This is a genomic window from Gordonia sp. 34D (genome assembly GCF_056682775.1).
Genome location: NZ_CM155293.1, coordinates 830,011 through 856,247, shown reverse-complemented (window position 1 = coordinate 856,247; position 26,237 = coordinate 830,011). Strand labels below are relative to the sequence as shown.

30 protein-coding genes and 1 tRNA gene are annotated in these 26,237 nt (G+C 63.0%); 12 read left to right on the top strand and 19 right to left on the bottom strand.

Annotated elements, in window-relative coordinates; translation table 11 throughout:
* Positions 1-4: 4 nt before the first annotated feature.
* Positions 5-340: a hypothetical protein gene (locus tag AC1L34_RS03945; protein WP_480035110.1), complete on the top strand. Its 336-nt coding sequence runs from the start codon at positions 5-7 to the stop codon at positions 338-340.
* A 36-nt stretch (positions 341-376) separates the two neighbouring features.
* Here AC1L34_RS03945 and AC1L34_RS03940 read toward each other — a convergent pair whose 3' ends face one another.
* The gene (locus tag AC1L34_RS03940) at positions 377-1,687 is read right to left on the bottom strand and encodes an MFS transporter (RefSeq protein WP_480035109.1); all 1,311 of its coding nucleotides are present in this window, start codon (positions 1,685-1,687) and stop codon (positions 377-379) included.
* A 137-nt stretch (positions 1,688-1,824) separates the two neighbouring features.
* Between AC1L34_RS03940 and AC1L34_RS03935 the strand changes: the two genes are divergently transcribed.
* The gene (locus AC1L34_RS03935) at positions 1,825-2,844 is read left to right on the top strand and encodes a zinc-binding dehydrogenase (RefSeq protein ID WP_424324025.1); all 1,020 of its coding nucleotides are present in this window, start codon (positions 1,825-1,827) and stop codon (positions 2,842-2,844) included.
* A gap of 52 nt (positions 2,845-2,896) precedes the next feature.
* On the opposite strand, the gene AC1L34_RS03930 is transcribed toward AC1L34_RS03935, so the two are convergent.
* A complete protein-coding gene (locus AC1L34_RS03930) occupies positions 2,897-3,364 on the bottom strand; it encodes a MarR family winged helix-turn-helix transcriptional regulator (RefSeq protein WP_424322403.1) in 468 nt (155 codons plus the stop codon).
* Positions 3,365-3,477: 113 nt separating this feature from the next.
* On the opposite strand from AC1L34_RS03930, the gene AC1L34_RS03925 reads away from it, so the two are divergent.
* Positions 3,478-4,947: an MFS transporter gene (locus AC1L34_RS03925; RefSeq protein ID WP_424295781.1), complete on the top strand. Its 1,470-nt coding sequence runs from the start codon at positions 3,478-3,480 to the stop codon at positions 4,945-4,947.
* A gap of 1 nt (position 4,948) precedes the next feature.
* On the opposite strand, the gene AC1L34_RS03920 is transcribed toward AC1L34_RS03925, so the two are convergent.
* Both AC1L34_RS03920 and AC1L34_RS03915 read right to left on the bottom strand, forming a co-directional pair.
* On the bottom strand, positions 4,949-5,503 hold the full coding sequence (locus tag AC1L34_RS03920) for a hypothetical protein (RefSeq protein WP_424295803.1): 555 nt from the start codon (positions 5,501-5,503) through the stop codon (positions 4,949-4,951).
* Positions 5,504-5,834: 331 nt separating this feature from the next.
* Entirely contained in the window at positions 5,835-6,305 is a 471-nt protein-coding gene (locus tag AC1L34_RS03915; RefSeq protein WP_424295801.1) for a M15 family metallopeptidase, read from the bottom strand.
* 208 nt (positions 6,306-6,513) lie between these two features.
* On the opposite strand from AC1L34_RS03915, the gene AC1L34_RS03910 reads away from it, so the two are divergent.
* Together AC1L34_RS03910 and AC1L34_RS03905 are read left to right on the top strand one after the other, a co-directional pair.
* Positions 6,514-7,032: a hypothetical protein gene (locus AC1L34_RS03910; RefSeq protein WP_424295779.1), complete on the top strand. Its 519-nt coding sequence runs from the start codon at positions 6,514-6,516 to the stop codon at positions 7,030-7,032.
* 9 nt (positions 7,033-7,041) lie between these two features.
* Complete coding sequence (locus AC1L34_RS03905; protein WP_424295777.1) at positions 7,042-7,599, top strand: hypothetical protein; 558 nt, start codon at positions 7,042-7,044, stop codon at positions 7,597-7,599.
* On the opposite strand, the gene helR is transcribed toward AC1L34_RS03905, so the two are convergent.
* On the bottom strand, positions 7,587-9,818 hold the full coding sequence (gene helR, locus AC1L34_RS03900; RefSeq protein WP_424325391.1) for an RNA polymerase recycling motor ATPase HelR: 2,232 nt from the start codon (positions 9,816-9,818) through the stop codon (positions 7,587-7,589). The two genes, AC1L34_RS03905 and helR, sit on opposite strands and share 13 nt — an antisense overlap.
* 39 nt (positions 9,819-9,857) lie before the next feature.
* Complete coding sequence (locus AC1L34_RS03895) at positions 9,858-10,991, bottom strand: alkaline phosphatase family protein (protein WP_480035108.1); 1,134 nt, start codon at positions 10,989-10,991, stop codon at positions 9,858-9,860.
* Positions 10,992-11,057: 66 nt separating this feature from the next.
* Here AC1L34_RS03895 and AC1L34_RS03890 point away from each other — a divergent pair, with 66 nt between their 5' ends.
* Both AC1L34_RS03890 and AC1L34_RS03885 read left to right on the top strand, forming a co-directional pair.
* Complete coding sequence (locus tag AC1L34_RS03890; RefSeq protein WP_424295773.1) at positions 11,058-11,798, top strand: uracil-DNA glycosylase; 741 nt, start codon at positions 11,058-11,060, stop codon at positions 11,796-11,798.
* A gap of 136 nt (positions 11,799-11,934) precedes the next feature.
* Positions 11,935-12,327 (top strand): hypothetical protein, encoded by a 393-nt coding sequence (locus AC1L34_RS03885; RefSeq protein WP_424295772.1) that lies wholly within the window; start codon positions 11,935-11,937, stop codon positions 12,325-12,327.
* On the opposite strand, the gene AC1L34_RS03880 is transcribed toward AC1L34_RS03885, so the two are convergent.
* Together AC1L34_RS03880 and AC1L34_RS03875 are read right to left on the bottom strand one after the other, a co-directional pair.
* The gene (locus AC1L34_RS03880; protein WP_480035107.1) at positions 12,293-12,607 is read right to left on the bottom strand and encodes a DMT family transporter; all 315 of its coding nucleotides are present in this window, start codon (positions 12,605-12,607) and stop codon (positions 12,293-12,295) included. The genes AC1L34_RS03885 and AC1L34_RS03880 overlap by 35 nt on opposite strands.
* A complete protein-coding gene (locus tag AC1L34_RS03875; protein WP_424295767.1) occupies positions 12,604-12,960 on the bottom strand; it encodes a DMT family transporter in 357 nt (118 codons plus the stop codon). Before AC1L34_RS03875 ends, AC1L34_RS03880 begins: the two co-directional genes overlap by 4 nt.
* A 157-nt stretch (positions 12,961-13,117) precedes the next feature.
* Here AC1L34_RS03875 and AC1L34_RS03870 point away from each other — a divergent pair, with 157 nt between their 5' ends.
* Both AC1L34_RS03870 and AC1L34_RS03865 read left to right on the top strand, forming a co-directional pair.
* Positions 13,118-14,050 (top strand): aminoglycoside phosphotransferase family protein, encoded by a 933-nt coding sequence (locus AC1L34_RS03870; RefSeq protein ID WP_424295766.1) that lies wholly within the window; start codon positions 13,118-13,120, stop codon positions 14,048-14,050.
* Positions 14,051-14,109: 59 nt separating this feature from the next.
* Complete coding sequence (locus tag AC1L34_RS03865; protein ID WP_480035106.1) at positions 14,110-14,967, top strand: EamA family transporter; 858 nt, start codon at positions 14,110-14,112, stop codon at positions 14,965-14,967.
* Positions 14,968-14,976: 9 nt separating this feature from the next.
* Here AC1L34_RS03865 and AC1L34_RS03860 read toward each other — a convergent pair whose 3' ends face one another.
* The 3 genes from AC1L34_RS03860 to AC1L34_RS03850 form a co-directional block, all read right to left on the bottom strand.
* Positions 14,977-15,363 (bottom strand): hypothetical protein, encoded by a 387-nt coding sequence (locus tag AC1L34_RS03860; protein WP_424295762.1) that lies wholly within the window; start codon positions 15,361-15,363, stop codon positions 14,977-14,979.
* 241 nt (positions 15,364-15,604) lie between these two features.
* The gene (locus AC1L34_RS03855; RefSeq protein WP_424295761.1) at positions 15,605-16,282 is read right to left on the bottom strand and encodes a lysoplasmalogenase; all 678 of its coding nucleotides are present in this window, start codon (positions 16,280-16,282) and stop codon (positions 15,605-15,607) included.
* A 119-nt stretch (positions 16,283-16,401) separates the two neighbouring features.
* Positions 16,402-16,845, bottom strand: a complete 444-nt coding sequence (locus AC1L34_RS03850) for a nitroreductase/quinone reductase family protein (protein WP_424295759.1) — start codon at positions 16,843-16,845, stop codon at positions 16,402-16,404.
* A 150-nt stretch (positions 16,846-16,995) separates the two neighbouring features.
* Between AC1L34_RS03850 and AC1L34_RS03845 the strand changes: the two genes are divergently transcribed.
* The 3 genes from AC1L34_RS03845 to AC1L34_RS03835 all read left to right on the top strand — a co-directional run bounded on the left by AC1L34_RS03845 (position 16,996) and on the right by AC1L34_RS03835 (position 19,157).
* The gene (locus AC1L34_RS03845) at positions 16,996-18,021 is read left to right on the top strand and encodes an NAD-dependent epimerase/dehydratase family protein (protein WP_424295757.1); all 1,026 of its coding nucleotides are present in this window, start codon (positions 16,996-16,998) and stop codon (positions 18,019-18,021) included.
* Between the two features lie 246 nt (positions 18,022-18,267).
* The gene (locus tag AC1L34_RS03840; RefSeq protein WP_424321859.1) at positions 18,268-18,861 is read left to right on the top strand and encodes a recombinase family protein; all 594 of its coding nucleotides are present in this window, start codon (positions 18,268-18,270) and stop codon (positions 18,859-18,861) included.
* Positions 18,858-19,157: a hypothetical protein gene (locus AC1L34_RS03835; protein ID WP_424321860.1), complete on the top strand. Its 300-nt coding sequence runs from the start codon at positions 18,858-18,860 to the stop codon at positions 19,155-19,157. Before AC1L34_RS03840 ends, AC1L34_RS03835 begins: the two co-directional genes overlap by 4 nt.
* Positions 19,158-19,248: 91 nt before the next feature.
* On the opposite strand, the gene AC1L34_RS03830 is transcribed toward AC1L34_RS03835, so the two are convergent.
* The 8 genes from AC1L34_RS03830 to AC1L34_RS03795 form a co-directional block, all read right to left on the bottom strand.
* Positions 19,249-20,721 carry an HNH endonuclease signature motif containing protein gene (locus AC1L34_RS03830; RefSeq protein ID WP_480035105.1) on the bottom strand — a complete coding sequence of 491 codons (1,473 nt, stop codon included), beginning with the start codon at positions 20,719-20,721 and terminating at the stop codon, positions 19,249-19,251.
* A 171-nt stretch (positions 20,722-20,892) separates the two neighbouring features.
* Positions 20,893-20,969, bottom strand: a tRNA-Pro gene (locus AC1L34_RS03825).
* Positions 20,970-21,039: 70 nt separating this feature from the next.
* On the bottom strand, positions 21,040-21,303 hold the full coding sequence (locus AC1L34_RS03820; RefSeq protein ID WP_424295965.1) for a hypothetical protein: 264 nt from the start codon (positions 21,301-21,303) through the stop codon (positions 21,040-21,042).
* Between the two features lie 62 nt (positions 21,304-21,365).
* The gene (gene der, locus AC1L34_RS03815) at positions 21,366-22,811 is read right to left on the bottom strand and encodes a ribosome biogenesis GTPase Der (protein ID WP_424324800.1); all 1,446 of its coding nucleotides are present in this window, start codon (positions 22,809-22,811) and stop codon (positions 21,366-21,368) included.
* Positions 22,808-23,512, bottom strand: coding sequence for a (d)CMP kinase (gene cmk / locus AC1L34_RS03810; RefSeq protein ID WP_424324799.1), 705 nt, complete (start codon positions 23,510-23,512; stop codon positions 22,808-22,810). The genes der and cmk overlap by 4 nt, the downstream gene beginning before the upstream one ends.
* Positions 23,509-24,558, bottom strand: a complete 1,050-nt coding sequence (locus AC1L34_RS03805; protein WP_424324798.1) for a pseudouridine synthase — start codon at positions 24,556-24,558, stop codon at positions 23,509-23,511. The genes cmk and AC1L34_RS03805 overlap by 4 nt, the downstream gene beginning before the upstream one ends.
* Positions 24,559-24,623: 65 nt before the next feature.
* Positions 24,624-25,388, bottom strand: a complete 765-nt coding sequence (gene scpB, locus AC1L34_RS03800; RefSeq protein WP_424293211.1) for an SMC-Scp complex subunit ScpB — start codon at positions 25,386-25,388, stop codon at positions 24,624-24,626.
* On the bottom strand, positions 25,385-26,227 hold the full coding sequence (locus tag AC1L34_RS03795) for a segregation and condensation protein A (protein WP_424324803.1): 843 nt from the start codon (positions 26,225-26,227) through the stop codon (positions 25,385-25,387). The genes scpB and AC1L34_RS03795 overlap by 4 nt, the downstream gene beginning before the upstream one ends.
* Positions 26,228-26,237 lie beyond the last annotated feature (10 nt).

Below are 26,237 nucleotides of genomic sequence, written 5' to 3'. Positions count from 1 at the left end.
ACCCATGACCGAACCCACCCCGTTTGAGAAGTTGGCGTTCACCTGGGAGGCCGCCTTCACGGCCATCGAAGCCGCAGAGGCCTCGCCGCGCGGCGCCGAGGACGGCGACGTCGGCTGGATGCACACGTTGCGGCCCCAACTGGCCGAACTGTCGCGACGCGATGCGGCTGGCGAGGATCTCGAGTCTGATTTCGACACCATGATGTGGGTGATGGGCAATACGCAAACCGCCATGCAGGTGCTCGCCCGGTACCGCACAACGCGCGACGGCGCCGACAAACTCGCCGAGTTTGAGCGTCTCCGGGCGCAATCTCATTCGCTCGACGATTCGGGCGACTAGTTGCGCGCACGACGCGTCACGCGGGAACGCAACTAGTTAGTCCGCCGTTCGCGAAGAGGATATCGCGGAGATGGGGGCGAGCTTCGCGAACCTACTGGCGGGCGGAATCCCGGTAATTCCCTCCGACCGTCCGCTCTGCACACGAACCACCACCAGCGCGAGCACAACTGCGATGACGGCAACCTGAATGATTCCGCCGCCGACGAGCGATGCGCGGGGACCCAGCCATTCGGCGAGCCCACCGAGAAGTGGCGCGCCGATGGGCGTACCACCCATCAGGACCGTCATGTAAAGCGCCATGACGCGTCCGCGGACCTGCGGATCCACATGCATCTGCACATACATATTGGTCGCGGTCAACGCCATCAGCGCAGACAACCCAACGGCGGGCAAAATGAGGCCGTACAGCAGCGGGGTGGGCGCGAGGCCGGAAGCCACGTTGAAGACGGCAAAGACAAGCGCGGCGGTCACCACGAACCGCAAGCCAGGAGAGCTTTTCCGGCGGGCGGCCAAAAGGGCCCCGAGTAGCGAGCCGATCCCCGAGACAGTGCCGAGTAGCCCATACATTTGTGCGTCGAGGTGAAACTCGTTGCGCACCATCAGGGCGTTGGTCATCTGAAAGTTGAGACCAAAAGTTCCAACCGCAAAGCCAACACCCAGGGCAATCAGCAGGTCCGCGCGTGCCGCGACATACCGAATACCCTCGCGCACTTGGCCTTTCGCACGCGGAAGCGGTTCGGACCGGACAAGTTTGGCTTCATTCAGCATGGCCAAAGCGAGGAGGAAAGCCAGGAAGCTGACGCCATTGCTCAGGATGGCCCAGCCACTGCCGAATGCGGCGATGATGAGGCCCGCGATGCCCGGCCCGATCAATCTGGCCGCATTAAACGCCGAACTATTGAGCCCGATGGCGTTGGTAAGACGTTCCGTGCCGACCATTTCCGAGACGAACGCTTGGCGCGCGGGGGCATCGAGGGCCGCCCCGATACCGAAGACGACGGCAAAAATGTAGACGTCGACGGTGGTTGCGACACCAGCGATGGCGAGCACACCGAGTGCGACAGCACTCAGTGCCATCCAACTTTGCGTGAACATCAACATTTTCCGCTTGTCGAAGCGGTCGGCCAGTAACCCACCCCACGGGGAAAGTACGAGCGCCGGAGCAAATTGGAGGGCGGTGGTAACACCGACAGCCATGGCCGATCCACCCGAAAGCTGAAGCACCAGCCAGTCTTGCGCAACGCGTTGCACCCAGGTCCCAATATTGGAAACAAGCGCGCCGGAGACGTACATCCGGAAGTTCGGTACAGCGAGAGAAGCGAAGGTGGACGAACTTCGCAAACTCACCCGTCACCCTCCATCTGTGATCTAAACATCCGCGACGAAAGCCCTCGCGAGCATCGAAATCCCGTCGAAAATTGGTTTCCCAGTACTGAAATGCAACGCCACCACCGGGGCGAGTATTCCCCGTTACTGTTGAACGTATGCGCGCCGTCATTATGAATTCGCCCGGAAACGTCAGCGTCGTCGATCGCCCCGATCCGATCATCGAGGAGCCGACGGACGCCATCATCGAGTTGGCTGCCACCTGCATCTGCGGTTCGGACCTGTGGCCCTACCGCGGTGCCAATGAGGTGCACGACGCCCCCATGGGCCACGAGTACGCGGGCTACGTGAAAGAGGTTGGCCCCCAAGTCACTTCCGTCAAAGTCGGCGACTTCGTCGTTGGTTCCTTCATGGCGTCGGACAACTCCTGCGAAATCTGTACCGCTGGCTACCAGTCGCGCTGCGTCAACGTCGTCGGTATGGGCGGCATTGGCACGCAAGCCGAGTACGCACGAATTCCGATGGCCGACGGCACATTGGTCGCCGCGCCCGCCCCGCCGGAACCTGACCTCCTCCCGTCGTATCTGGCAGCTTCCGACGTCCTTGGCACCGGCTGGTTCGCTGCAGATGCCGCGCAGGCCGGCCCCGGCAAGACGGTCGTTGTGGTTGGAGACGGTGCCGTTGGCTTGCTAGCCGTTCTGGCGGCCAAGGAGATGGGTGCCGAACGCATCATCGCAATGAGTAGGCACGCCGATCGGCAAGCTCTGGCGCGTGAGTTTGGTGCCACCGACATCGTGGTCGAACGCGGACGTGACGGTGTCGCCGAAACTAAGGAGATGACGGGCGGTCTCGGCGCACATTCGGTTATCGAGGCGGTCGGCACCCAGGAGTCGATGATGCAGGCAATCCGCTCGACGCGACCGGGCGGGCATGTCGGGTTCGTCGGCGTCTCGCACGGTGTGGAACTGCCAGGCGACAAACTGTTCTACTCCACGATCCATCTGCATGGCGGTCCGGCACCCGTGCGTCGGTACCTCCCCGATCTCCTGCGTCGCATCGCTGATCGACAAATCAATCCGGGCAGAGTCTTCGATCTCACGCTGCCACTGGAGCAGGCTGCGGAGGGATATCGCGCGATGGATCAGCGCGAAGCAATCAAGGTCATGCTGACGCTGTAACCACGCCAGTCCGAATGCCGTCCGGTCCGGTCGTATTCGGTGATTGGCAACACTATTCCGGTTGATTGTGAGATAGCTGACGGTCGTGCGCATCGTTGTAGGCACGCAATTGGGCGAGAAAAACAGCGGGGTCGCCCGGCGCCAAGTCGGCGAACACTCGGTTGAGCCGCTCAGCGCGACGACCGCCGTCAAGCTTGAATGCCTCTTCCCCCTCCGGGGTGGGGCGATGCATCCAGCTCACCTGACCCGGCACCTGAAAACGTTCCAGGTAACCGTGCCGCATCGCCGCATTAACCTGCCTGTTTACCGTGCTCTGCTCGAGCTCAAGACCCTCGCTGAGTTCACGCATTGTGCGTGCGCGGCCATCCGACAGCAACCACAGAATCTGAAATGCCGAGGCATCCAGGATAGCGTCGGGCGCGAGCTCGTTTCGCCGCCGCCGCATCCGAAGTAACTCCTCCACGACGTCGTGATGCACTTCGGACGGCCAAACTGATTTGTCGATATTGACCGTTCTCACCTCATTTCAAGAACCCACTGGTTACCGTACGCAATTTTGGATATGCACGATGCATATGTAGGTTACATATTCTAGTTTCTTTTCCCTAAACGTTCCCCATTGAAGGGCCCTGAATGACACCCTCACCCGGCACGAAGGTCGAGGCCGCCGACAGGCGGGCCGCCGTGCCTCAGCAAGAAACCACCGAGCATCGCGGCGCATTGGCGATCGTGATGACGCTCTGCTTCGGTGGCCTCGTCGCATCACTGATGCAGACTCTGATCATTCCCGTGCAGCCGGAACTGCCACGGCTGCTCCATACCTCGATCCCGAACGCCTCCTGGGTCATTACCGCCACGCTTCTCGGCGGCGCCATCGCGATGCCAATTGCTGGTCGCCTCGGTGACATTTATGGGAAGCAGCGAGTGCTCCTGGCCAGCTCAATGCTGCTGGTCTTAGGATCGCTGATCTGCGCGCTCGGCGGCAGCCTGATTCCCGTCCTGATTGGCCGCGCCGTCCAAGGCCTCGCGATGGGCTTTATCCCCGTCGGCATCAGTTTGATGCGCGAAGTGACGCCCCCTCGAATGACCTCAATGGCCGTGTCCGCAATGAGCGCGACCCTCGGAGTCGGTGGTGCCATCGGACTTCCGCTCGCAGCATGGATTGCGCAGACCTTCGATTGGCGCGGACTTTTCTGGGTCTCAGCTGGCCTTGCTGTGCTGATGACCGTGCTGGTGGCCATCATTGTCCCGAATATCAAGGACGCGTCACGCGGACGCCTCGACATCGTCGGTGCCATCACCCTGGCAATCGGCCTGAGCGCCGTCCTCGTTGCGATTTCCAAGGGCAAAGACTGGGGCTGGCTTTCCGCCACCACCGTGGCGTCCTTCGTGATCGGCCTCGTCGTTCTGTTGGCGTGGGGATTCTACGAACTCCGCAAGAACGACCCTCTCGTTGACTTGCGGACCTCCGCCAAACCCGCCGTCCTATTGACCAACCTTGCTGCCATCGCGATTGGCTTCGGCATGATGGCCCAGGCAATCGTCGTCCCGATGATGTTGGAAGTTCCCGTCGCCGGCGGAGGTTTCGGCCAGAGCATCATGCAGGCCGGTCTGTGGATGGCCCCCGGCGGTCTGATGATGCTCGCTTTTGCCCCCATTTCCGGTTGGCTCATCAACACCCTCGGCGCCAAACTCACGCTCGCGATGGGTGCGACAGTCTTGGGGCTCGGCTACCTCTGTGGCTTCTTCCTCATGAACGCACCGTGGCAGTTGGCCGTGGCATCGGTGATTGCCTCGGCGGGTGTCGGCATCGGTTACGCCGCCATGCCGACCCTCATCATGGATTCGGTGCCCATTACCGAAGCGGGCGCCGCCGTTGGCTTCAACGGTCTGATGCGGGCAGTCGGTACAACCCTGTCGTCGGCGTTAATGGCCGTTGTCCTAGCTGCTTCGACCCTCGACCTCGGCGGGCATGCCGTACCAACGCATTCCGCGTTCCGCTGGTGCTTCCTGATCGGCGCAATAGCCGCGTTCGTTGGCGTCGGCATCACGTTGCTGATCCCCAAGACCAAAGCAGTCCTAGCCCAGGAACAGGTCGCTTAATTTACAACCCTTCGAAGGCCCGCCCGAGTTCGACGTCCACGTCGATCAGGCGGGCTTTTCGGATTTCTGGCTTGTCGACTTCGGTCGCGACGAACTTGGCGATCACACGCCGAATCTCATCGTCGACCTGGGCGAGATTGCGGATGATTTCGCCACGCACGTTGCGCGAACTGACGTCAACGAAAACGTCACGCGGACGCGGCGGGTCGACCTCAATGCGCAGTTGCAGGGGTTCGGCACAGAGAACCGTCAGCGGCAGGGTGACAAGCCCGTCGACGTCGTAGCGGATGCGGTCGACCTTCAGATCGACGGTAATACCGATATGCAACGGAAGTTTGACCACGAAGCTGATGACTTCGCCGACCTCCCGGGTGATGACCGGCTCGTTGACCCGCACCTTTGCCAGCACCTTCACCAAACCACCGGGGCCAGACCCGATCGGTCCTACGTCAAAAGACTCACCCGCGATTGCCGTGAACGCGCTGCCGATTCGAGCCTCCGTCACGGCGACCTCAAAGAAGCGACGCCCAAACTGCTCGTAGGTCAGGTATCGCAGTTCGCCGTCAGCGGCTGCGGCGGCCTCTTCACTTGCCTCCGCTTCTGAGGCCAATGCTTCTTCGACAGACTCGACGGCTTCAACAACGTCAGCAATGTCGGACTCATCGAGCTGAGTTTCGACTGGGACCAACTCCGCGCCGCCAGCACCGCTCGGTGCCACCGCATCCGTCGATTCAACATCGGCCATTTCGGAACTACCGTCGGCCGCTACGCCGTCGACCTCGCTGTTGGCGACGTCGGGACCACTGAGGCTGTCGGGATTGCTCGGATTCTCGGACACGGTTCTATCCTTACCTATCTGGCCAACGGTTCGTAGCCCTCAACGTTGCTCACCGGTAACTGGCGTCCGGCAATCTGCGAGGACAGTGGGTTCCCGGGATTGCTACGCGTTCAAAGTGCCACCACTCGTTAGTGAACGTACGGCACAACCCCCAACGAATTCCATTGGCCTGCAACCAGGTAGCGCCAGCGCGGGGGCCGACGTCAATCGCTTCGCCTGTCACGTGTGTCGACTCCCACGGCGGTAAAACCCACCGGCGCGCGGCCTGGGGGCTGCCGTATGTGGCGATCCCCTGCTGCCAGAGAGCGTTCTGTTCGCGGCGCGAACGCTTGCCGGAATTGATATAGAGGTTGACGCCAGCAACTCGCGCACTGTCCTTGGCCATCGTGTAGGCAATGGCCAAGTCCGGAGTGAGACCCGCGGTACCCGGCGCCAATTTGACGCCGAAAATATCGCCGCGTGCAGTCGCGGGCAGTGCCCTAGCCTGCGGCGCACCGATCGTGGATACCGCGATAGCCAGCACCAATGCCAACACGACAAAGAATCGAGGCCGGACTGAGCCCGTCCCCGTGGTATTTGACCCCGGCGCGAATGAGAGCGTCACGGCTACAAACTACTACGTGCGATCGACGCGCACCGGACAGTCATCGGCGGTCATTCACGTCTTACCCCGGCGATTCAGGCTGGTTGCCCTTGCTCCAGAGTCCGCTAGGTGGAACGGTAAGGCCATGACACGGTCGCCTCGCAACGCTTCCATACGTCCGTCCCTGCGGAGCCGAAGCGCACTGGCCTCGCTGATGACGACGGTCGCGGTTGGTGCCAGCGTTCTCAACCCGGCGATGGCATCAGCCGATAGCCCACCGGTTGCCGCGTATGAGGCGACCACGCACCAGGTCGCGAGTGCTCCCTACAGCGCGCTCTTCAACATGGGCGTGCCCGTGTATGAGCGGGTTGCCTTTATCCGTGAACCCGGCTCGCACAGCCGCACCATGATTATGAAACGTCTTCGACGCGCATCCGAGGGCAAGCGAGGCAGCGCCCGTTACGTCTTCCTCGGCGATCGACTCCCCAACTCTTTCCTGGTCGGTGAGGACTGGAGCCGCAACGGGACCCCGCAGGGTCTCGTTGTGCCGCTGACCCGAAAATCCAAGCGCCACCGACCAACCCAATACCAGGCTGTGACAACGCTGACCGGGCCTGTCGGCGAGGTCCGCGCGATCGCGTGGTCGCACCGGTACCTGGGTTAGGCCGCAAAAGTGGGCAGCATTCGACGGAAGGCAGTGATCACCATGGAGGCAGCGAAATGTCAGCAAGAGGTCAGGTCAGTCCGCACGTCACGCGCCTGGGCGACGCTGCTCGCTGCGGTGACCCTGATATTCGCCGGTATCGCTGTCGACTCGCCCGCCACAGCAGCACCGGCCGCCGAAGCTGCAGCTGTCCTGACGCCGACGGAGGTGGCGAGTGCACCGTACGGTGCACTGTTCGCTCTCGGGGTTCCGGTGTACGAACGCATCAAAACCGTTAGCGCGCACACGATCCCCACGTCTCGGACACTAATTCTTAAGCGCCTCGACGGACCTACCGACGGTCGTCGCGGTTCGGCGCGCTTCGTCTTTGTGGGCGAAGCCTTGCCGCGCGTTTTCAGCGCTGGCGAAGCAGTCCGCGGCAGCGGCGTCCCGTCGGGCCTCATCCTGCCGCTCAATCCCCGCACCCTGGAACGGGATCCAACGCGCAGTTACCAGATGGTGTCGGTCGTTACCGGCCCCATCGGCGAGGTGCGCGGCGTCGGCATTGCGACGCGCTACCTGGGGTGAGAATCCCCCGAGAGAATCACCAGCTGCGACGTCGTCCGCGTCATCGCCACATAGCGGTCCACCGCTCCGGCGATGTCGCCGCCAAATCTGTCCGGCCCCACCAGAACCACCAGATCGAACTCCAGACCTTTTGCCTCCACAGGCGTCAGTGACACCACCCGTTGTGCATCCGGATCCGGCACTTTCACCACGCTGTCGTCACCGATCACACCCACGGTTCCGTCCGGGTGCTCGGCGAGCCACGTCGACAGAATCTGGTCGCGGTCGGCCACCGACGCCTCAATCACCGGCAGCCCAGAACTGCGGATCGACTCCGGCACATCGGCGTCCGGCAGCGCTGCCAGGATTTCCGGTCGGGCCCGATCCATCACTTCTGCGGGCGTTCGATAGTTGACGGTCAAGGTGGTGCGTCGCAAGCCGTCAGACGCGCCGCGGGTGAGGCCGACCCGTGCGGCACGCTCGGCCCACGTCTGCGCGAAGCCTGCGCGCGATTGCGCGCGGTCACCCACAATGGTGAAACTCTTCGACGGGCAACGCGCCAACAGCATCTGCCATTGCGCGTCGGTGAGGTCCTGCGCTTCGTCAACCACGATATGCGCGAACGGCCCATCAAGCGGTTGCCGTTCGCCATCGGACATTCCGGCCTCATCGACGATGACGCCCTGGATATCTTCGGCGCGCAGCATCGAGACAAGAGATTCGTTGTCGTCACCGGCGATCAGTTCGGCGACGACATCGTCGCGGACCCGCCGTTGCGCCCGCACCTCCGCGCGCCGGCGCCGCAGTCGAGTGGAGACCTCCGGATCACCGAGACGGCGCCTCGCCGCGTCGAGCAGCGGCAGGTCGGCGGCGGTGAAAGCCGACCCCTCCGGTCTGCGCAACGTTGCCCGCTCTTCGGTGGTCAGCCCCGGTGCACAATGCCGCAGATATGCCGGTACGGCCCACAGATCAGCGACCAACTCTTCCGCATTCAGCATGGGCCACGCGCGCCGCAGGGCCGCACGCAATGCTCCGTCTTCCTCAACGCTCCCCCGCAGACGCGATGACGAGACTTCCTCGCCATCGCGCAAATCGCCACCCGCAGTCCCGACTACGATTTCGAGCAGAACTTCCCAAATCTCCTCGCGGACCTCATTGTGGATTGGGCTGCGGCCCACAGCGGCGAACGCTTCCCGCCAATCCTCCGGGGTAACGGTCACGTCGCACCATGGAGTCTCAATCGTCAGCGCGTCGGTCGGCGGCTCCTCATAGAATGCGACGGCGGCCTCGATCGCCGACATCATCGCCGTGGTCGACTTCAACGTTGCCACCGCCTCATCGACCTCGGGCAGGAAATTCTCCCCTCCGGGAACCAGGTCTGCCAGAGTGCACGTGGCAACGCCTTCTTCGCCGAGACTGGGGAGCACGTCGCTGATATAAGACAGGTACGGCCGGTGCGGTCCAACAATCAGAATGCCACCGCGATTACCCTGCAATCGCGGATCGGCATACAGCAGGTAGGCAGCTCGATGAAGTGCCACGACGGTCTTGCCGGTACCGGGACCGCCTTCAACCACAAAGGGTCCGTGCGACGACGCCCGGATCGCCGCGTCTTGATCGGCGGCAATCGTGCCGAGTACCGACGTCATCTTTGCTGATCGACTGGCACCGAGGCTGGCGATGAACGACGACTGGCTGTCGAGCGCGGCTCTCGACTCGGCGGCACTCCATTCCTGCGCGCTCGACCCAGTCGCGAACACCTCGTCCCAGTAGTCGACGATGACTTCCCGGGACCAGCGGTAGTGCCTCCGACCTACCAGCCCCATCGGCTCAGCCAGGGTCGCCGCGAAGAATGGCGCTGCCTCCGGGGTCCGCCAATCCACCAGCAGGGGTGTTCCATCGGCAGCCGTCAACCCGATACGACCGATATAGGTTCGCGTGCCGTCTACGGTCACCAGCCGGCCGAGGCACAGGTCAGCGCCAAAGTGGGACAGGCGCCGGATCTGCGACGATAAGCCGCGGATCTCCTGGTCGCGTTGAACTCCCGCACCAACCCGCACGTCCGTCGAGCGGCGAGCCTCGTCGAGCCGAGCGTTCAGTTCCGACAGTCGCGTCGTGACGCGGTCGCTGATCAGCGCGAAGTGGTGTCGGTCATCAGCGATTAGGACTGGATTGCGCTTACTGGCGAGTCGTTCGGGAAGGTCAAAGACATCGGGTCGATCCGTGCGGTTTGGGGTCAAGAAGTCCTCCGAGCGCCGGGCGACGGCACGACCGGCGGGTCAACGGTTGGTGATCAGCGGAATGAGTTGCTCCTCGGCAGTCCAGGCACCGTGATGCCCGGCCATTGCCGACTCCATCGGTTCGCGCGACGGGCTAGCCAGAATACTCGTGCCGTCGGCGACCGCCAAGACGTCTCCGATACGAGCGTTGATGGTCGCCGTTGGCGGCGTGGCACCGAACCAGCGCTCGTCTAGCGCCTGTTCTCGCGTCACCACCCGAGCATGGTGACCGAGGAGCGCTGACCAGCGCGAAGCAATATCGGCAGCCGCTTGCGGTACCCGTGCGTATACGTGGCGGACCCGGGCCTCACCGGCGAGCAAACGCACGTCGCGCCAATAATTGGGGTCGGCGTCGAGGTCGATGACGGCACCCGCTCGGACCATGCCGTGGTCGCCCGTCACCAGGAGGGTGCACGTATCCGGCAGTTCCGTGAACAGATCAGCGATCATGGCGTCGATAGCCGCGAGAACCGTCAGCCACTCTGCCGATCCTGGACCACACAGGTGCCCGTTCATATCGAGATCGGGGTAATAGGCGTAGGCGAACCTGCTTCCGAGCCCATCGTGTCGGGCAACCTCAAGGATTCCCGCACGCACTTCGTCGAGAGATGCCGCCGGATGCAAAACACCCGGTGCCCGAAACGAAGCACGTGTCAGTCCCGATCGCACTTGGTACGAGGGAACCACGTAGTGGATGTCGATACCTGACGCTGCGAGCCCCTCAATTGCGCTTGGCACGGTCTGCACGGACTCCGGCGGCAGACTCTCGCGAGCATCACTCCCCTTTCCCTCCCCGACACGCCAGCGCAAGGCGTTGAGAAGTTGCCCGTCGGGTTCGGGGCCCGGGACCGCGAAGCTGTAACCGACGATCCCGTGCGTCGCGCACGGTGCTCCTACGGCCAAACTCGACAGGCTGGTCGCAGTCGTTGCCGGAAAGCCAGCCGCCAACGTGGCCCGCATCGCGGCCACCAACGTCGGTGCGGCTTCCGCATGACATTTGATCAACTCCGCACCGAGGCCGTCAACCAAAAGCACCACCACATCACGGGCCGGGGAAATTCCGAGGACATTCTCGGCCTCACCGACGAGAGCTTTGGCGACGGACGGAATGACGTCGGCGAGCGCAGGCTGCATGATCTTCACTATGCCCGGGCGACCGAGTCCGCGCGCCGCGTTGGACCGCGGGGATACGGTGGAGGTATGAAATCGCGTGCCGAAACTGCGCCCAGTCGCGCGCCAAAGGCCCGCACCATCGCCGAACTTGATTCGCTCATTGCCGACTGTCGTGCCTGCCCCCGCCTGGTCGCGTGGCGCGAAGAAGTCGCCGTGACCAAACGCGCGTCGTTCCGGGACCAGATCTACTGGGGCAAGGCGGTTCCCGGATTCGGACCCGACGACGCAAGCATCCTCATCGTCGGACTCGCACCCGCAGCCCACGGCGCCAACCGGACCGGCCGGATGTTTACCGGGGACCGCAGCGGGGATTTTCTCTTCGCCGCAATGCATGCGGTCGGACTCGCGAGCCAATCGCACGCCTCGTCGATCGATGACGGCCTCCGCCTCATCGATACTCGGATTACCTCGCCCGTGCACTGCGCTCCGCCCGCGAACAAGCCGACACCGGGTGAGCGACGCACTTGCGCGCCCTACTTGAATCGCGAACTAGAACTGCTCGCCCCAACAGTGAAGGTCGCAATCGTCCTCGGCGGATTCGGTTGGCAAGCGCTCATGTCGAGCCTGATCGACGGCGGGTGGGACGTTCCCCGACCGCGCCCCAAGTTCGGGCACGGGGCGCGCGTAGTCGTCGAACACCCCGATGGTCGTACCCTCAGCATTTTGGGCTGTTTCCATGTGAGTCAACAGAATACGTTCACCGGTCGCCTCACCTCACCGATGTTGGAAGCGATTCTCGACGAGGCCAAAGCCGCCGCTAGGGTGTGACGGAGGCCGCGCTTCGGCCAGGGGAACTCTTGGGGGATTTTTGACCAGCACTGCAGACAGAACTCGAAGGTCTCGGACAGAAATTCTGGTTCGTATCGTCGGGCACACCGCATGGTGGGTTTTCGTCGTTACCTGCATGAGCCGGGATTTTGGGCCCTCGGGGCCCGTCCGATACCGGTCGTACATACCGTTGACCGATGTCGGCTCCGACCCGTTCGCGTCCGGATTCGCCACCTACAACACCCTGACAGTTGCCGCGCTGCTGGCGATCTCGGTGACCGTTATTGCAGCGATCCTCGAAGCGATCCTGTCGCGAAACCTTCTCGTCGGTGTCGCCACTGTCCTGACACCGATCGTCGGCGCGATCCTGGTTTGGTTCGCCGTCGATAGCCTCCGGCCCGAACTGGCAGTGCCACTGGTCTTGCTTGGTGTCGCGATCCGGGAAGTCTGGAGTCGAGGCTTCGCCCCGCTCGAAATGGGCATGATTGGAAAACCTAACCCAATTCCACCAGGACCACGCCAACGCTGATGATGATGAATCCGATAATCATCCGGACAGTCAATGGGTCTCGCCAAATTGCCCGCGCTAGCAGCGCTACCAAGATAATCCCAACGGCAGACCAGATGGCGTAGGCCGCCCCAATGGGCGTGCCCGCCACCAGGGCCAACGCCAAGCAACCGAACGAGATGGCGTAACCCGTAACAACCGGGAACAGCCACCAGCGACGGCGAAAGGCATCGCTGGCGCGCAGGCTCAAGGTGGCACCGAGTTCAGCGGCAATCGCCAGGACCAACCACAGGTACCTCATCCGGCCACGTCAATCGGCTCTTCGTTTCCCAATCGGGCGCCTTCCCCACTGTGAACCACCAGCACACCAACGACAATCACGCCGATTCCCACGACCGACGTCATCGTCAGAGTCTCGTCGAAGATGACCGATCCCAGTAATGCGGTTAGTGCCACACCGACCGCTCCCCACACGCCATAAGCGACGCCCACCGCCATCCCTTCGCGGAGGGTAAGGCCCAACATCAGAAATGCCGCCAGGTAACCGATGATCACACCGATCGACCACACGGGTGCGTCGACGGTGGCGCGGAGCATCATGGTGCCCGCCACCTCAGCCACGATCGCCGCAGCGAGCAGCCACCACTTCTTCACAAGTCCCCTCAATTTCGGCCGATTCCAGTACGGACGTGGGCCGATGCAATCCGAAAGATCGATTTGTTAAACAGACACCATCATCGCCCGCTCCAGTATCCAGCAACACGGCAAATCGCTTTCCCCCGCCGTATCGCGCTCGCCTATCCTGACGAAAGTGAGCAGTCGCGTAACCATCCCAGCCGATCTGTTGCGGCGATCATCCCTCGGTGATGACTGGGCCGATTGGCTCCGCCGGCTGCCCCGCCTGGCCGCCGATCTCCTCGACGAGTGGGAACTGCGTCCGGACGGACCGCCGCTGAACGGTTACGTGTCGATGGTCGTACCGGTCCGCACCGCCGACGGCGTCGTCGCCGCCCTGAAGATCACCTTCGACGGCGACGTCGAATCCGAACACGAGTCCGTCGCCCTGTCGCAGTGGGCTGGCGATGGAGCCGTCACGATGCTTCGCGCGGACCCGCGTCGACGCGCGCTCCTACTGGAACGCCTCGGACCCGAAGACCTCACGCAAGTCGACGCCATCGACGCCATCGACGCCTGCGAGATTATCGCCAGCCTCTATCCACGGCTCCATCGACGGGCGAGTCCGGTGTTTCGTAACCTGACCGACTTTGTCGAATCCTGGCTGACAGCCCTCGCCACCGACGCCCGCGCGGTCCCTGTGCCGCCACGCCTCATCGATCAGGCGCTCAGGACTGGACGCGACCTATGCGACGACCCGAATTCGGTCGGCACGCTAATCCACGGCGACCTTCATTACCAGAACGTACTTTCGTCGAGAACCCGCTCACCGTGGCTGGCGATCGATCCCAAGCCCATGTCGGGCGATCCGCACTTCGAGATCGCACCGCTCCTCTGGAATCGATGGGACGAAATGTCGCGCAATGTTCGCGCAGGCATCGAGCGCCGGTTCTTCACCGTTGTCGACACTGCCGGATTCGACGAAGACCGCGCCCGCGACTGGGTCATCGTCCGCACCGTCCTCAACGCGCATTGGGTCGTCGAAGATGCCAACGGTCGTGCCCTCAACACCACTGAGAAAGACACCGTCACCCGTAATGTTGCGATCGCGAAGGCAGTCCAGCGGTAACGCCCAGGCCAGCGCGCTTGCGGAATCGTGGTGGTTGTCGGTGACGATAGGATCGCCGCGTGAACAACGGCTCCAACCTTCTCGGCCGCATCCCCGCGAGCGTCCTGGTTGTTGCGGCCGTATTTAGTGTCCAGTTCGGCAATGCGATCGTCGGATCGATCTTCGACCGCGTGGGACCCTATGGTGCGGCAGCACTCCGGCTTGGTTGCGGCGCGCTGATTCTTATCGCCATCGTCCGCCCGCGCGTGTCGTCGTGGTCACAGCGCACCTGGCTAGGCGTCATCCTGCTTGGTGTGGCACTCGGCGGAATGAACCTCTTTATCTACCTGGCGATAGCTCAAATCCCCCTCGGCATCGCCGTCACCATCGAACTACTGGGACCGCTCGCGATTGCCACGGCTGGCAGTCGTCGCGTTATTGACCTCTTGTGGGTGCTGCTCGCGGTGGCTGGCATCACCGTGCTGGGTTTGCGCGCCGGTGGCTCAATCACAGTGACCGGAGCCGCGTGCGCGGCAATCGCGGCGACCTGCTGGGCCCTGTACATCGTCGCTTCGGCAAGACTTGGCGCCCGCGTAAACGGGGTCGACGGTCTCGCTGCTGCCATGCTGGTTGCCGCCGCGATCGTCGTACCGATTGGCACATTCCAAGCTGCACCCGCCGTGTTTGCCGACCCAATGCTGCTCGTCGCCTTTGCGGGCGTCGCGATCTTGACGTCAGTGGTCCCGTACGCCCTGGAATTCACCGCGCTCAAACGCATGTCGACGCGCGTGTTCGGGATCCTGTCGAGTCTGGGCCCTGCCGTGGCCGCGCTCGCCGGCTTCATGGTTTTGGGGCAGGCATTGAGTGCCAGCCAACTCGGTGCCATCTGCCTCGTGGTGACGGCCAGCGCCGGTGTGGTCGCAACAGCCAGTCGCTAGCGGCAAACCCTACCGACCCGCCAACTTGTGTCGTGCCGTAGAAGCGCGCTCGGCGTCGGTCCCGAGACGTCGAATCACAAACACAATGAGCACGATCTGCGTGACAAAGATCAACGCGTGCATCGCATAGTGCAGCGCCGGATCGGCGCGGTATTCCCGCCCGGCGGTACTGGGGAGGAGCGTCACCAACGTAATGATGATCATGATCCATCCCCACAGCACCAACGCCCAGTGCACGCCTGTCCGCCAGCGGGACACAAACGCCAGGCTTCCCAAGGCGACAAAAACGACGGCTGGACCCCAATAGAGAACTCCCCCGGTGGCCGTCGGGAGATCGACGCGACTGTGAAGAAGTACCTCCACGGCTGCGACGATCGTGAGAATCAGGATGGTCACATCCGACCAGGCAACGGAAGGCTGCCGTTTCCGGGATCGAACTGTTGTCGATCGCGCGTTTAGGAACACCGGCACCGGTCCTCCGCTCCTTGTCGCAACGCTTCAACGCGTGCCGCCGCCAGCCCCACTGGATCCGATCCTGTTGTCGAATTCCCCCACTGTTTTCCATAGGAAAGCCGAGTTCGACTTTGCGCGCAAGGGACCAAGGTCTCTGTTTGCCGCAGAGAAGCGGTTGACGCATCTATCCGGCGCCCAGAAAGACCGATTCACGCCGTTTGGTCTGCCGGAGCACGCCCGCGACGATCAAACCTTGACCCAGCGTGTAGGTCGCCATCACCGCCGGCCCAAACCAGCCGGGAGCCGCATCGGGTAAGAACAACCGCCACGCCAGGAGCGAATCACTAGTGAGAAAGAACGCGCCGCCGATAGCGACCATTGGGCCGCACCCGCCCGCTGTTGCTGCGGTTCCTGCGAGCACCAGACCGTACAGCGCTACGGGGATCAACAGCGCTCCCGTGTGCGGGCCAATGACGGCAACCATCACCACCCACCACAACGCATAGATCGCCACCCATCGCGGAAGCCGTCGAACATTGAGGTAGCGAACAAAGAGCACAATGTACGCGATATGGGCACACCCAAAGAAGGCGAGCATCAACGGAAGTTCCAGACCATTGGGAAAGAAGGCTCCCGCACCATCGCCAAGCCAGGAGAACCCGAGCGCGACCAACAGCAGCGTGCGAATTGGCCCGACGACGTGACCACGTCCCGCGCCAACCACGGGGAGCGCCAACAGCGGCATCAGGAACAGCTTGGTCGGCCCGGCAACTCCGCTGTTGAAGGTCAACGCCACCAGATGGATTACTGAAACGAGAACAAAAGGTACCCACAGTACGATCTGTCGCCGTTGCCATTGCATAGCCAGACGCTAGCGGTCCGCACCGGCAGTTAAGCAATCACCGCGGGACATGTCTCACGAGTGACGTTCCACGGGAGCCCCAACGGCCATGTCGCGGCCGTGACTTCACTTCCGTGACTTCACTTCCGGGGCGTCAAAATCACGACGGGAATATCGCGATCGGTCTTCTGCTGGTATCCCTCATAGCCCTTGTTCGCCTTGACGAGGATCGGCCAGAGGTCAGCCTTTTCCGCTACCTCAGCGCGACGGGCGGTCCAGGGCGTCGTCACCGAGTCGACGGTGACCTCCACATCGGGATTAACGACGAGATTCTTAAACCAGTCCGGATCGTCCGAATACCCACCTTTGGACGCCACCACAACAATTCGGTCGGATTGATAAATCGGTGCCGTGAGCATGGTCGAGCGCCGCTTCCCCGACTTCCGGCCAACGGTGTGCAACTCAAGCGTCTGCATTCCGAGAAGCTTTGACGGCCAACGCCCTCCGGTAAGTGCCAGAACTGCACGATGTCCGTTTTCGAGAACCCAAGCTCCGGCGGCGGCGTTGAAGTCAGAGAAATTCATGCCATCCATCGTCCCCCAATGGGGCCAATCTTGCCCAGGCGACGTTGCGTAGAGACGGGGCTCACGTGTTAGCCTGGCGCTAACTAGAACACGTTCTAGTTGCTGAGGCTCGTCGAGTCTCCAGATTTCATCGAACTGTTGAGGATGTACATGAAGGTCGCGGTCACGGGCGCAGCTGGCTTCGTCGGCACCAACCTGGTCAACCAACTTGTCGCAAACGGTCACGAGGTCATCGCGATCGACCGTATCTCGCCAGCCCATGCCACCGAGAGCTCACGGGTCACTTGGGTAGCGGCCGACATCTTCGACCAAGAAGCCCTCGCTGACGCCTTCGCAGGCGTCGACACGGTCTACCACTTGGTCGCGATGATCACGTTGAAGCAGCAGGACGAGCTTGCATGGAAGGTGAACACCGAAGGCGTCGCGTCAACCGCACGCGCCGCCCTGAAAGCCGGCGTGCGCCGTTTCGTGCACTGCAGTTCCATCCATTCGTTTGACCAGTACACCGACAGCGGCATCGTCGACGAAACGTCGAAGCGCTCCGAAGACCCCAAGCTCCCCGTGTACGACCGATCCAAGTGGACCGGCGAGCAGGAACTCCGCAAGGTCATCGCCGACGGCCTCGACGCCGTGATCTGCAACCCAACCGGTGTGTACGGCCCCGTCGACCATGGCTTGTCGCGCATTAACGGCATGCTCCGCGACGCCGCGCAGGGCAAGGTTCCAATGTTTGTCGAGGGCACCTTCGACCTCGTAGACGTCCGCGACGTTGTCCGCGGCCTGATCCTTGCCGCCGAGAAGGGAAAAACCGGCGAAAATTACCTCCTCGGAGGCGAAGACGTCCGCCTCATCGACGCGATGCGCACGGTAGCCGATCTGTGCGGCCGCTTCCGCCCGCTGTGGGCTTTGCCGCTGAGCGTCCTCAAGATGATCGTGCCGATCGCCGAGCCGATCAGTAACCTGCTTGGCTCCGACCTGGTCTCGCGCGCATCGATCGCCGCCCTCGTGGCACAACCGACCGTCGACGCTTCCAAGGCCAAGGCAGAGTTGGGCTACCACCCGCGTCCGTCCGCCGAGACCCTTGCCGATCTGGTTGCATTCCTCGCCGATTCCAACCAGATGGGCAAGGCTTGCCCTAAGTCCGGCCAGCGTTTCGAAGCGGTTACCGCTAGCTAGCCACTCTCAACAGCCGCTCCGGCCGCCTTGCGACATCCATCGTCGCAAGGCGGCCGTTTGCTTTGGTCGGTGTCGTGCGACAGAACCGCAACGATCCAATTTTGCGACTGTCTCACAACTGTCCGAGATTTTTGCGAGACACTTATGCGACTCCATAACAGTTGACGCCCGCATAACCCGCAAGCGATTCTCATAAATGAGCGTGTCGCATAATCGAAGTCTCCTATTTTGCGATAGATTGCGTGCATGACTTCGGACGCACGAGCAGGCGCTGCCTACCGACTTGGCTATGCGCGGATAGGTCGCGAACCACATGGCCTTGACGCTCAGATTGACGCCCTCGCTGATGCTGGCGTGGATCCATCCCGGATCTACAGCGATAAGACCGGCGGCCCACTCACGGCCGCACGCCCGGGATGGGCCGCCCTCCTCGCCTATGCGCGCCCCGGTGACACCGCCGTCGTCGTAGGGATTGACAGGCTTGGGCGGACCGCACCGGAGGTGTTAGCGAGTGCCCGCGAATTGACTCGACGGCGAATTGGCCTCCGGTCACTGCGCGAAGGTGTCGATACCGACGATCCGGCGGGTTCGATGATTGTCGGTGTGCTGGCATCGTTGGCCGAACTCGACGAAGAGGCCCGGAGCGCCACTCGACTGTCATCGACGAGGCCACCGCACGCTGCGACCGCGGGTCGCCCGCGCGCACTCGATGACGCAAAAGTCTCCATCGCTGAGCGTATGCGTGCCACAGGGCATTCTGTTCCGCAGATTGCCGCAGAGTTGGGCGTCAGCCGCGCCACTCTTTATCGGAGTCTCGCCGAGAGGAAGTCGAATCTATGACCGCGCATCACACCGACTTGCCTCCCCTCGATATTGTCACCGAGCACGGGACAGTGACGTGTCTTCCGACATCGTTTCCGCTGCGTGACCCGGAACGGGACGCAGATCTGGACCCAGATGTCTTTCAGCAAGGTTTCGAGGACTCCATCGCCGATCTCGATAGGCTGCCGCACCCGTGGGCGCGCAACTTCGCGTCGATGACCCTGGATCAAGCACTGGACCCGACAAGTGACCGCAGCTACGTTCGTGGCTACCGCGCAGGCCTATACGGCTTTCTCCAGCATTCCTGCCAGTAGGCTCCCGTCGGTAGCGCAGTCTTCTTGTCATGTGACCGCTCAGGGCATGACTGAACCCCCGACCAGCGGTATTTTCCGACTGGTCGGGTGGTTAAGCCCCTAGCAAGTGTTCGAGGTGGGCCTCGATGCGGGAATCCTCCGGCTCCGGAGGGGCGTGCGGGCCCTGAATGGGCAGCAACTCGGCGTGATGGGTTTGGTTGACCCGCCACGCGGCGCGCCTGCCGGGGGTGCGGGGCCGCCAAGCGACCCGGCCCCGGGCGGGACCATCCACAACGAGTTTGGTTTCCCACTCGCCGACGTTCTTGCCCACGCTGCGGTTGTGGCGTCCGCATGCGGCACCCAAATGGTCCACATCGGTGGGACCACCGTCGGCCCAATCTGGGAAGTGGTGGGCCTCGGTCCGGGCGAACGGGGCGTTGCACCGGTGTGCGGTGCACCCGCGGTCGCGGGCGAAAAGCATGAGGCGTTGGGGCTTGTTGGCCAACCGCGACCCCCGCCCCAAATACAACGGCTGACCCGTCGCATGGGAGAACACCGCCAAATGCGGGGTCGCATCGGCAGCAAGCTCGACCAGTTCCCCGACCGGAACCCGCGTGCCGGTGGCGGTCAGGGCGACTCCGGCCTGTTCGGCCAACTCCCGGTCGGTCACCGTGATGACTAACTCGCTGGAGAGCGCCCGCCCGGCGCCGGGCCGCAGGGCTTGCTCGGCCTCCAGCAGCGCCAGGAGGGCGTCGTGCTGGCGTTGGCCGAGCGCACGGTCATCGCGTTCGGCCGCCGCGGCGAGGGCGGCCGGGTCAGCGGTCTCAGCGGCCTCGCGTGGGGAGGCTGGGTCGGCGGGGTTGTTCATCCCGGGCTTGGCCCACGACTCGAGCGTGACTTCGAGTCGGGCCCGCAGCTGCGGGGTGAGATAGCCGCGGACCTTGCTCATCAGGCGCTGATCCTGACCACCGAGGCCAAAACCGCGGAGGCGTTGGCGGTCCCGCTCGTCGGTGAGCGCCCCGTCGGGGTCGAGGTGGGCCAACAACCGGAAACCGGCGGCCCGGACCCCGGACGGGGTGAGGTCGCGGGCGACTTCAGCTAACTGGGCCTCGGCCCCGGCCCGAGTGGCCGGGTCGACCGCGGCCGGGATTTTCCGCATCACCGCATCAATCTCGACCACATGCTCGGTGCCGATAGCGCCGTCGGCGACCGCCTCGGCTGTGGTCGGGAACGCTGGCGGAAGGGTTTCGCCCTGCAGGTTCGACAGGCAGGCGATGCCCTCGGTGGCGATCCGGCGCCGCCGCGCCTCTCCACCCCCGAGGCGTAGGCCTCCGGCGAGGAACGCATGGACCGAGAGGAACCCGGCCTTGCGGTAGGCACCACGGTCGGAAATCTCGGCCAGCAACGCCGAGTTCGCGCCGTCAAAGCGACGGTTGGCCCGCTCAAGGACCTCCGCGGCCTCCAAGAGTTGCCCCTCGGTGGAAGCAGCGAACACCGCCCCGGCGAGCTGGGCGGCGACCGCGCTTGCCAGCGAGGCGAGCTCGGCCGGATCCTTCACCTCGGCAATTGCCTGGGTCAGGTCCATCGAGTTCACCTCCTCGCGGCGTTAGTGAAGTAGCTGTAGTGAACTAGCCCACTGTGTTCGTTTGTCTGTGTGAACACTATCGCGAGGGTCTGACAATTCTCGTCGACGCTAGAGTGAGACAACGAAAAACGCCTCTCCGATTTCTCGGAGAGGCGTTTTTCGTGTGGTTTTTGGTCGGGCTGACAGGATTTGAACCTGCGACCACTTGACCCCCAGTCAAGTGCGCTACCAAGCTGCGCCACAGCCCGTTGCACCGCTGTGCGGAGCGAATTTACTTTAACTCACGCGACGCACAGACGGCGAATCGCCTGCGTAAGATTAGTTTTCGACCTGCTTGCGGTCAACGTAGATCCAGATTCCGGAAACCAAGAGCGCTCCAACGAGTGAGCCAATGATTCCGCTGGGACGGAACTCGAGGCCGTCGCCCGCGATGAGACTGATCAACAGTCCACCGACGAACGAGCCAACAAGGCCGGCACCAAGGGCCATACCCCAATTGAGGCCCTTACGGCCGGTACCAAGGATCAGCTGGGCGGCAGCGCCAATGAGCATGCCCCAGAGAATGATTCCGATGATCAGCATGCCGGAAGTATTTCACAGCATGCTGATCATCGATCCACCGGGCGACTGCCCGGCTCCCACGACTATTGCTTGCGATCGCGCCGATCGCGCACGCGTACGTTGATACGCACCGGCGAACCATCGAAGCCGAAGCGTTCACGCAGTTTGCGTTCGATGAATCGACGGTAACCCGCTTCCAGGAAGCCGGTCGTGAACAGCACAAACGTTGGCGGACGAGTTGCCGCCTGCGTCGCAAACATCACCTTCGGCTGACGACCACCGCGAACCGGCGGAGGCGTCGCCGCGATGATTTCCTTGAGCCAGTTGTTCAGTTGTCCCGTCGACACACGCTTGTCCCACGATTCCAACGCCCCTTCGAGCGCCGGGACCAGCTTTTGCACGCTCCGACCGGTCATTGCCGAAATATTGACTCGGCGTGCCCACGGCACACGCGCCAATTCCCGATCGATCTCGTTGTCGAGTTCGTGGCGCCGATCTTCGTCGACGAGGTCCCACTTGTTGAACACCACGACGAGCGCCCGGCCGCTGTCGATAATCATCGACAACACCCGCAGGTCCTGCTCGGTGATCGGCTGCCCAGCATCAATTAGGAGCAGCGCGACCTCCGCAGAGTCCAAAGCAGCGCGTGTACGCAGCGATGCGTAGTACTCGTGACCGGTGGCATTGCGGACCTTGCGGCGCAGGCCCGCCGTATCGACGAACTGCCAAGGGCGACCACCCAATTCGATGACCTCGTCAACGGGGTCGACGGTGGTGCCTGCGACATTGTCGACGACGGAACGCTCTTCGCCAGCCAGTTTGTTGAGGAGCGAACTCTTGCCGACGTTCGGCTTGCCGACCAGCGCGACGCGCCGCGGCCCACCAGCGGCGAAACGCTCGCGAGGCGACTCCGGCAGCACCTCGAGGATCTTGTCGAGCAAGTCACCGGTCCCTCGACCATGGGCAGCCGAGATGGTGTGCGGCTCCCCCAGACCCAACGACCACAGCGATGCCGCCTCGGATTCCATGCGCTCGGAGTCGACCTTGTTGGCGACAAGCAGGACCGGCGTCTTCGACCGTCGGAGCATGCGCGCCACGGCCTCATCGGTCGCGGTGGCTCCCACAGTCGCATCGACGATGAGCGCGATCGCGTCGGCCGTCCGCATTGCGTGTTCGGCCTGCGTGGCGATTGCGAGGCCCATGCCCTTGGCATCCGGTTCCCAGCCGCCGGTGTCGGTAACCATGAACTGGCGTCCGGTCCATTCGGCCTTGTACGACACGCGGTCGCGCGTGACGCCGGGAACGTCCTCAACGACCGCCTCACGGCGACCCAAAATACGGTTCACCAGCGTGGACTTCCCGACGTTGGGTCGTCCCACAATGGCCAGCACCGGCAGCGCGGCACCGGCAGCGGTGTCCTCGTCGGTGAGGAACTCGGACAGGTCCCAGTCCCCCTCCTCCGACCACGTTCCGTCGCCGGAGAAGTTGGGGTCTGCGGATTCAAATTCGGTTGAGAAGTCGTCGGTCACGGGCGGACTCCGATTCGCTCGGTGACCAGCTCGGTGAGCCGGTCAATAACTTGCTCCAGGGTCATTTCGCTGGTGTCGACGACGACAGCGTCGTCTGCCGCACGCAGTGGAGATACTGCGCGCGTCGAGTCAAGGTGGTCGCGGAGGTTCACGGCCTCGAGAACCTCAGCGAGGATGCTTTCGCGGCCAGATGCCACGTTCTGACGGTGACGTCGTTCGGCACGTGCCTCGGGCGTTGCCGTCAAGAACACCTTCAGTGCGGCGTTCGGAAAAACGACGGTGCCGATATCGCGCCCTTCCACGACCAGCAACTGGTCGTCGGCGTGACGTCGCTGCAGTTCGACGAGCTTGGTACGCACGTACGCATGTGCCGAGACGGCCGAAACTGCCGCGGTGACATCGTTGGTGCGGATCTCGTCGGACACGTCTTCGCCGTTGAGGAAGACCTGCGTGTCACCGTCGCCGACGGCCAGCCGAATATCTGCTGCGTCGACAACGTCACGGACGTCGTCGCTCGCGGGGTCGACACCGGCGCGCAACACGGCGAGGGTCGCGGCCCGGTACATCGCACCGGTGTCCAGCATGTGGGCACCGATTCGCTCGGCGAGGCTAGCCGACACCGTCGATTTACCTGTGCCTGCGGGACCGTCGATCGCGACTACCTGAACCGTGTCGCCGGTAGGGGTTGCCGCAGCACTCACATCCCCACCGCCTTGTACAGGGCACCGATCTCCCGGTTGTCGAGCACGCGAATGCTGCCGGGACGCTGCTTGCCGAGCGCCACCGGACCAATGTCGGTACGGACCAGGCGAATCACCGGGAAACCAACCTCGGCGAGCAGTCGACGCACCACGCGCTTGCGGCCTTCATGCAGCGTCAGTCGCACCAGCGACTCCCCCTGGTGGACCTCCAGCAGTGCGAACTTGTCAATGCGCACGGGACCGTCGTCGAGTTCGACGCCCTCGCGCAAGACCCGACCGAGACCGCGGTGAACCTCGCCACGAACGGTCGCCAAGTACGTCTTGGGAACCTCGAACGATGGGTGCATCAGCCGATGCGCCAATTCGCCGTCGTTGGTCAGCAGCAGCAGACCTTCGGTGTCAGCGTCTAGACGCCCGACGTGAAAGAGTCGCTGGCCGGCCATCACTCGTTCGGCAACAAGGTCACCGACCGACGGGCGAAGTTGCTCATCACTCATGGTCGAGTGCAGGCCCTTCGGCTTGTTCAGTGCGAGATACTGCTTGGTTTCATCGATGACCACGCGGGCACCGTCGACCTTGATGATGGCGGTGTCGGGGTTGATGCGCAGGCCCTGTTCGAGCACGATTTCGCCGTCAACTTCAACGCGACCGGCGGCGATGAGCTCTTCGGCGCCACGGCGCGAGGCAACGCCAGCAGCGGCCAGTACCTTCTGGAGGCGCATGCCATCGGCGACATATGTGGCGCCTTCGCCCTCACCGTTGGCGATCTGATTGCGAGCGGGTTTGGAATTGTTCAGGCGGATCTTGCCGGATTCGACGTCGACGTGCGAGCTGCCCTTACGGTGCGGCTTGCGCGACGACGGATGCTGGCCTGGCGCACCCGGCTTGCCACGTTTGCCAGCGAATGCGCCCTTTTTTCCTGCGGCGCCGCGGCTTGCGGCGCCCTTGCCCGAGGATTTGCCCCGTGCGTTATTACTGTCCGACGAGCGCGGGTTTCCGCCCTCTCGTCGTCGTCCCGGTGTGCCGTCTCGGCTAGCGGATGCCATGAAGAGTCCTTCAGCTGTATTGATTTACGTGGATCGAAATTTTGGTGCAGGTCGAGATTGGCGAACTATGCCTCATCGGCTTCTGCCAATGCCTGCGCCGAAACGTCAACACTCGATTCTGCCTGGTTATTCCCCAGTTTGGCGAATCGAGGATCGTCCAGGACCTCGTCTCCGATGTCGTCGATGGAGTCGACACCGGGTAGGAGCGGCGCAATGTCGGGCAGTTCACTCAGCGACGCCAGTCCCAACCGCTCCAGGAACAGTTCGGTCGTCACGTAGAGGGTGCCGGTCGTGTTCTCGTCGGTCCCGGCTTCGCTGATCAGTCCGCGAGCTAGGAGTGTTCGCACCACGCCGTCCACATTGACCCCGCGGATAGCGCTGACTCGCGCCCTCGTGACCGGTTGGCGATAGGCCACCACTGCCAGCGTCTCAAGGGCCGCGCGGGTGAGTTTGCTGCGCGTGCCGTCGAGCAAAAGTTTCTCGACGTACGGTGCATAGTCGTTGCGGGTGTAGAACCGCCAGCCGTCACCGGCAAAGCGGAGATCAATCCCGCTCCTTGCCTCAGTGAGCTGAGCACTCATCTGCCGCAACATCTTTCGGATGCGTGCGGGCTTTTCCTCGATGGCCGAGGCCAGTTCTTCGACGGTCGCGGGAGTATCGACGACGAGCAGCACCGCTTCGAGGGCGGCCTTAAGTTCGTCATCGTCGAGGTGATCGAGCTCATCGGGTTCGAGTTCATTCGATTCGATCTCGCTCGCCTCGGCCGGGCCCGATTCGATGTCGCCAACCTCGACTGGGGAGTCCTCGCCCAGTGCAGCATCGTCTGTCATCCGTAGTCCTCCGACTTTTCGATGTCGATCTCGGCGCTGTCGCGGTCGCCGGTCCAACTGACTTTTAGTTCCCCGAGCGCTTCGGGCTGGTCGAAGACGATGGCCCGCTCCCGGTACAACTCGAGTAAGCCCAAGAATCGGGCGACCACTTCGAGACCACTATCACACTCGGCAACCAGCTGGGAAAAGGTCAGCCACTGCCCTGGCTCCGCAGTCAACAGTTCCGTCAGGCGTAGCGCCTGTTCGGGAACCGACACGCTCGATCCGTGCAGGTGATCGAGTCCGACCGTCGGCTGTACCTTCGGAATGAAGGCGGCAGCAGCGATTTCGGCGAACCGTTGCGGAGTCACTCCGAGCTCCACTTCGGGAAGTAGATCGGCGAAGCGGTCCTCCAACGACGTCGCACGCGGGTACCGCTGCAGCGCGGCAGCTTCCAACTCACCAAACAGCACAGCCACCTGCTTGTATGCGCGGTACTGGAGCAAGCGCGCGAATAGCAGGTCGCGGGCCTCGAGCAGAGCGAGATCTTCCGGGTCTTCCACCTCCCCCGAAGGCAGGAGCCTCGCGGCCTTCAAATCGAGCAGAGTGGCCGCGATAACCAGGAACTCAGTCGTCTGTTCAAGGTCGGACTCGGGACCCAACGCTTTCGTATAGGCGATGAAATCATCGGTCACGACATGCAGTGCCACCTCGGTGACGTCAAGTCGCCGCTGACTGATCAGGTTGAGGAGCAGATCGAACGGACCGGAAAAGTTCGCTAATTCGACCTTGAACTTGCCGGACGGTACGTCGACGGTCTCGGCTTCGGAGGTCACAGCCGCCACGACGTCGGTCGCCATTTCGCCTGAA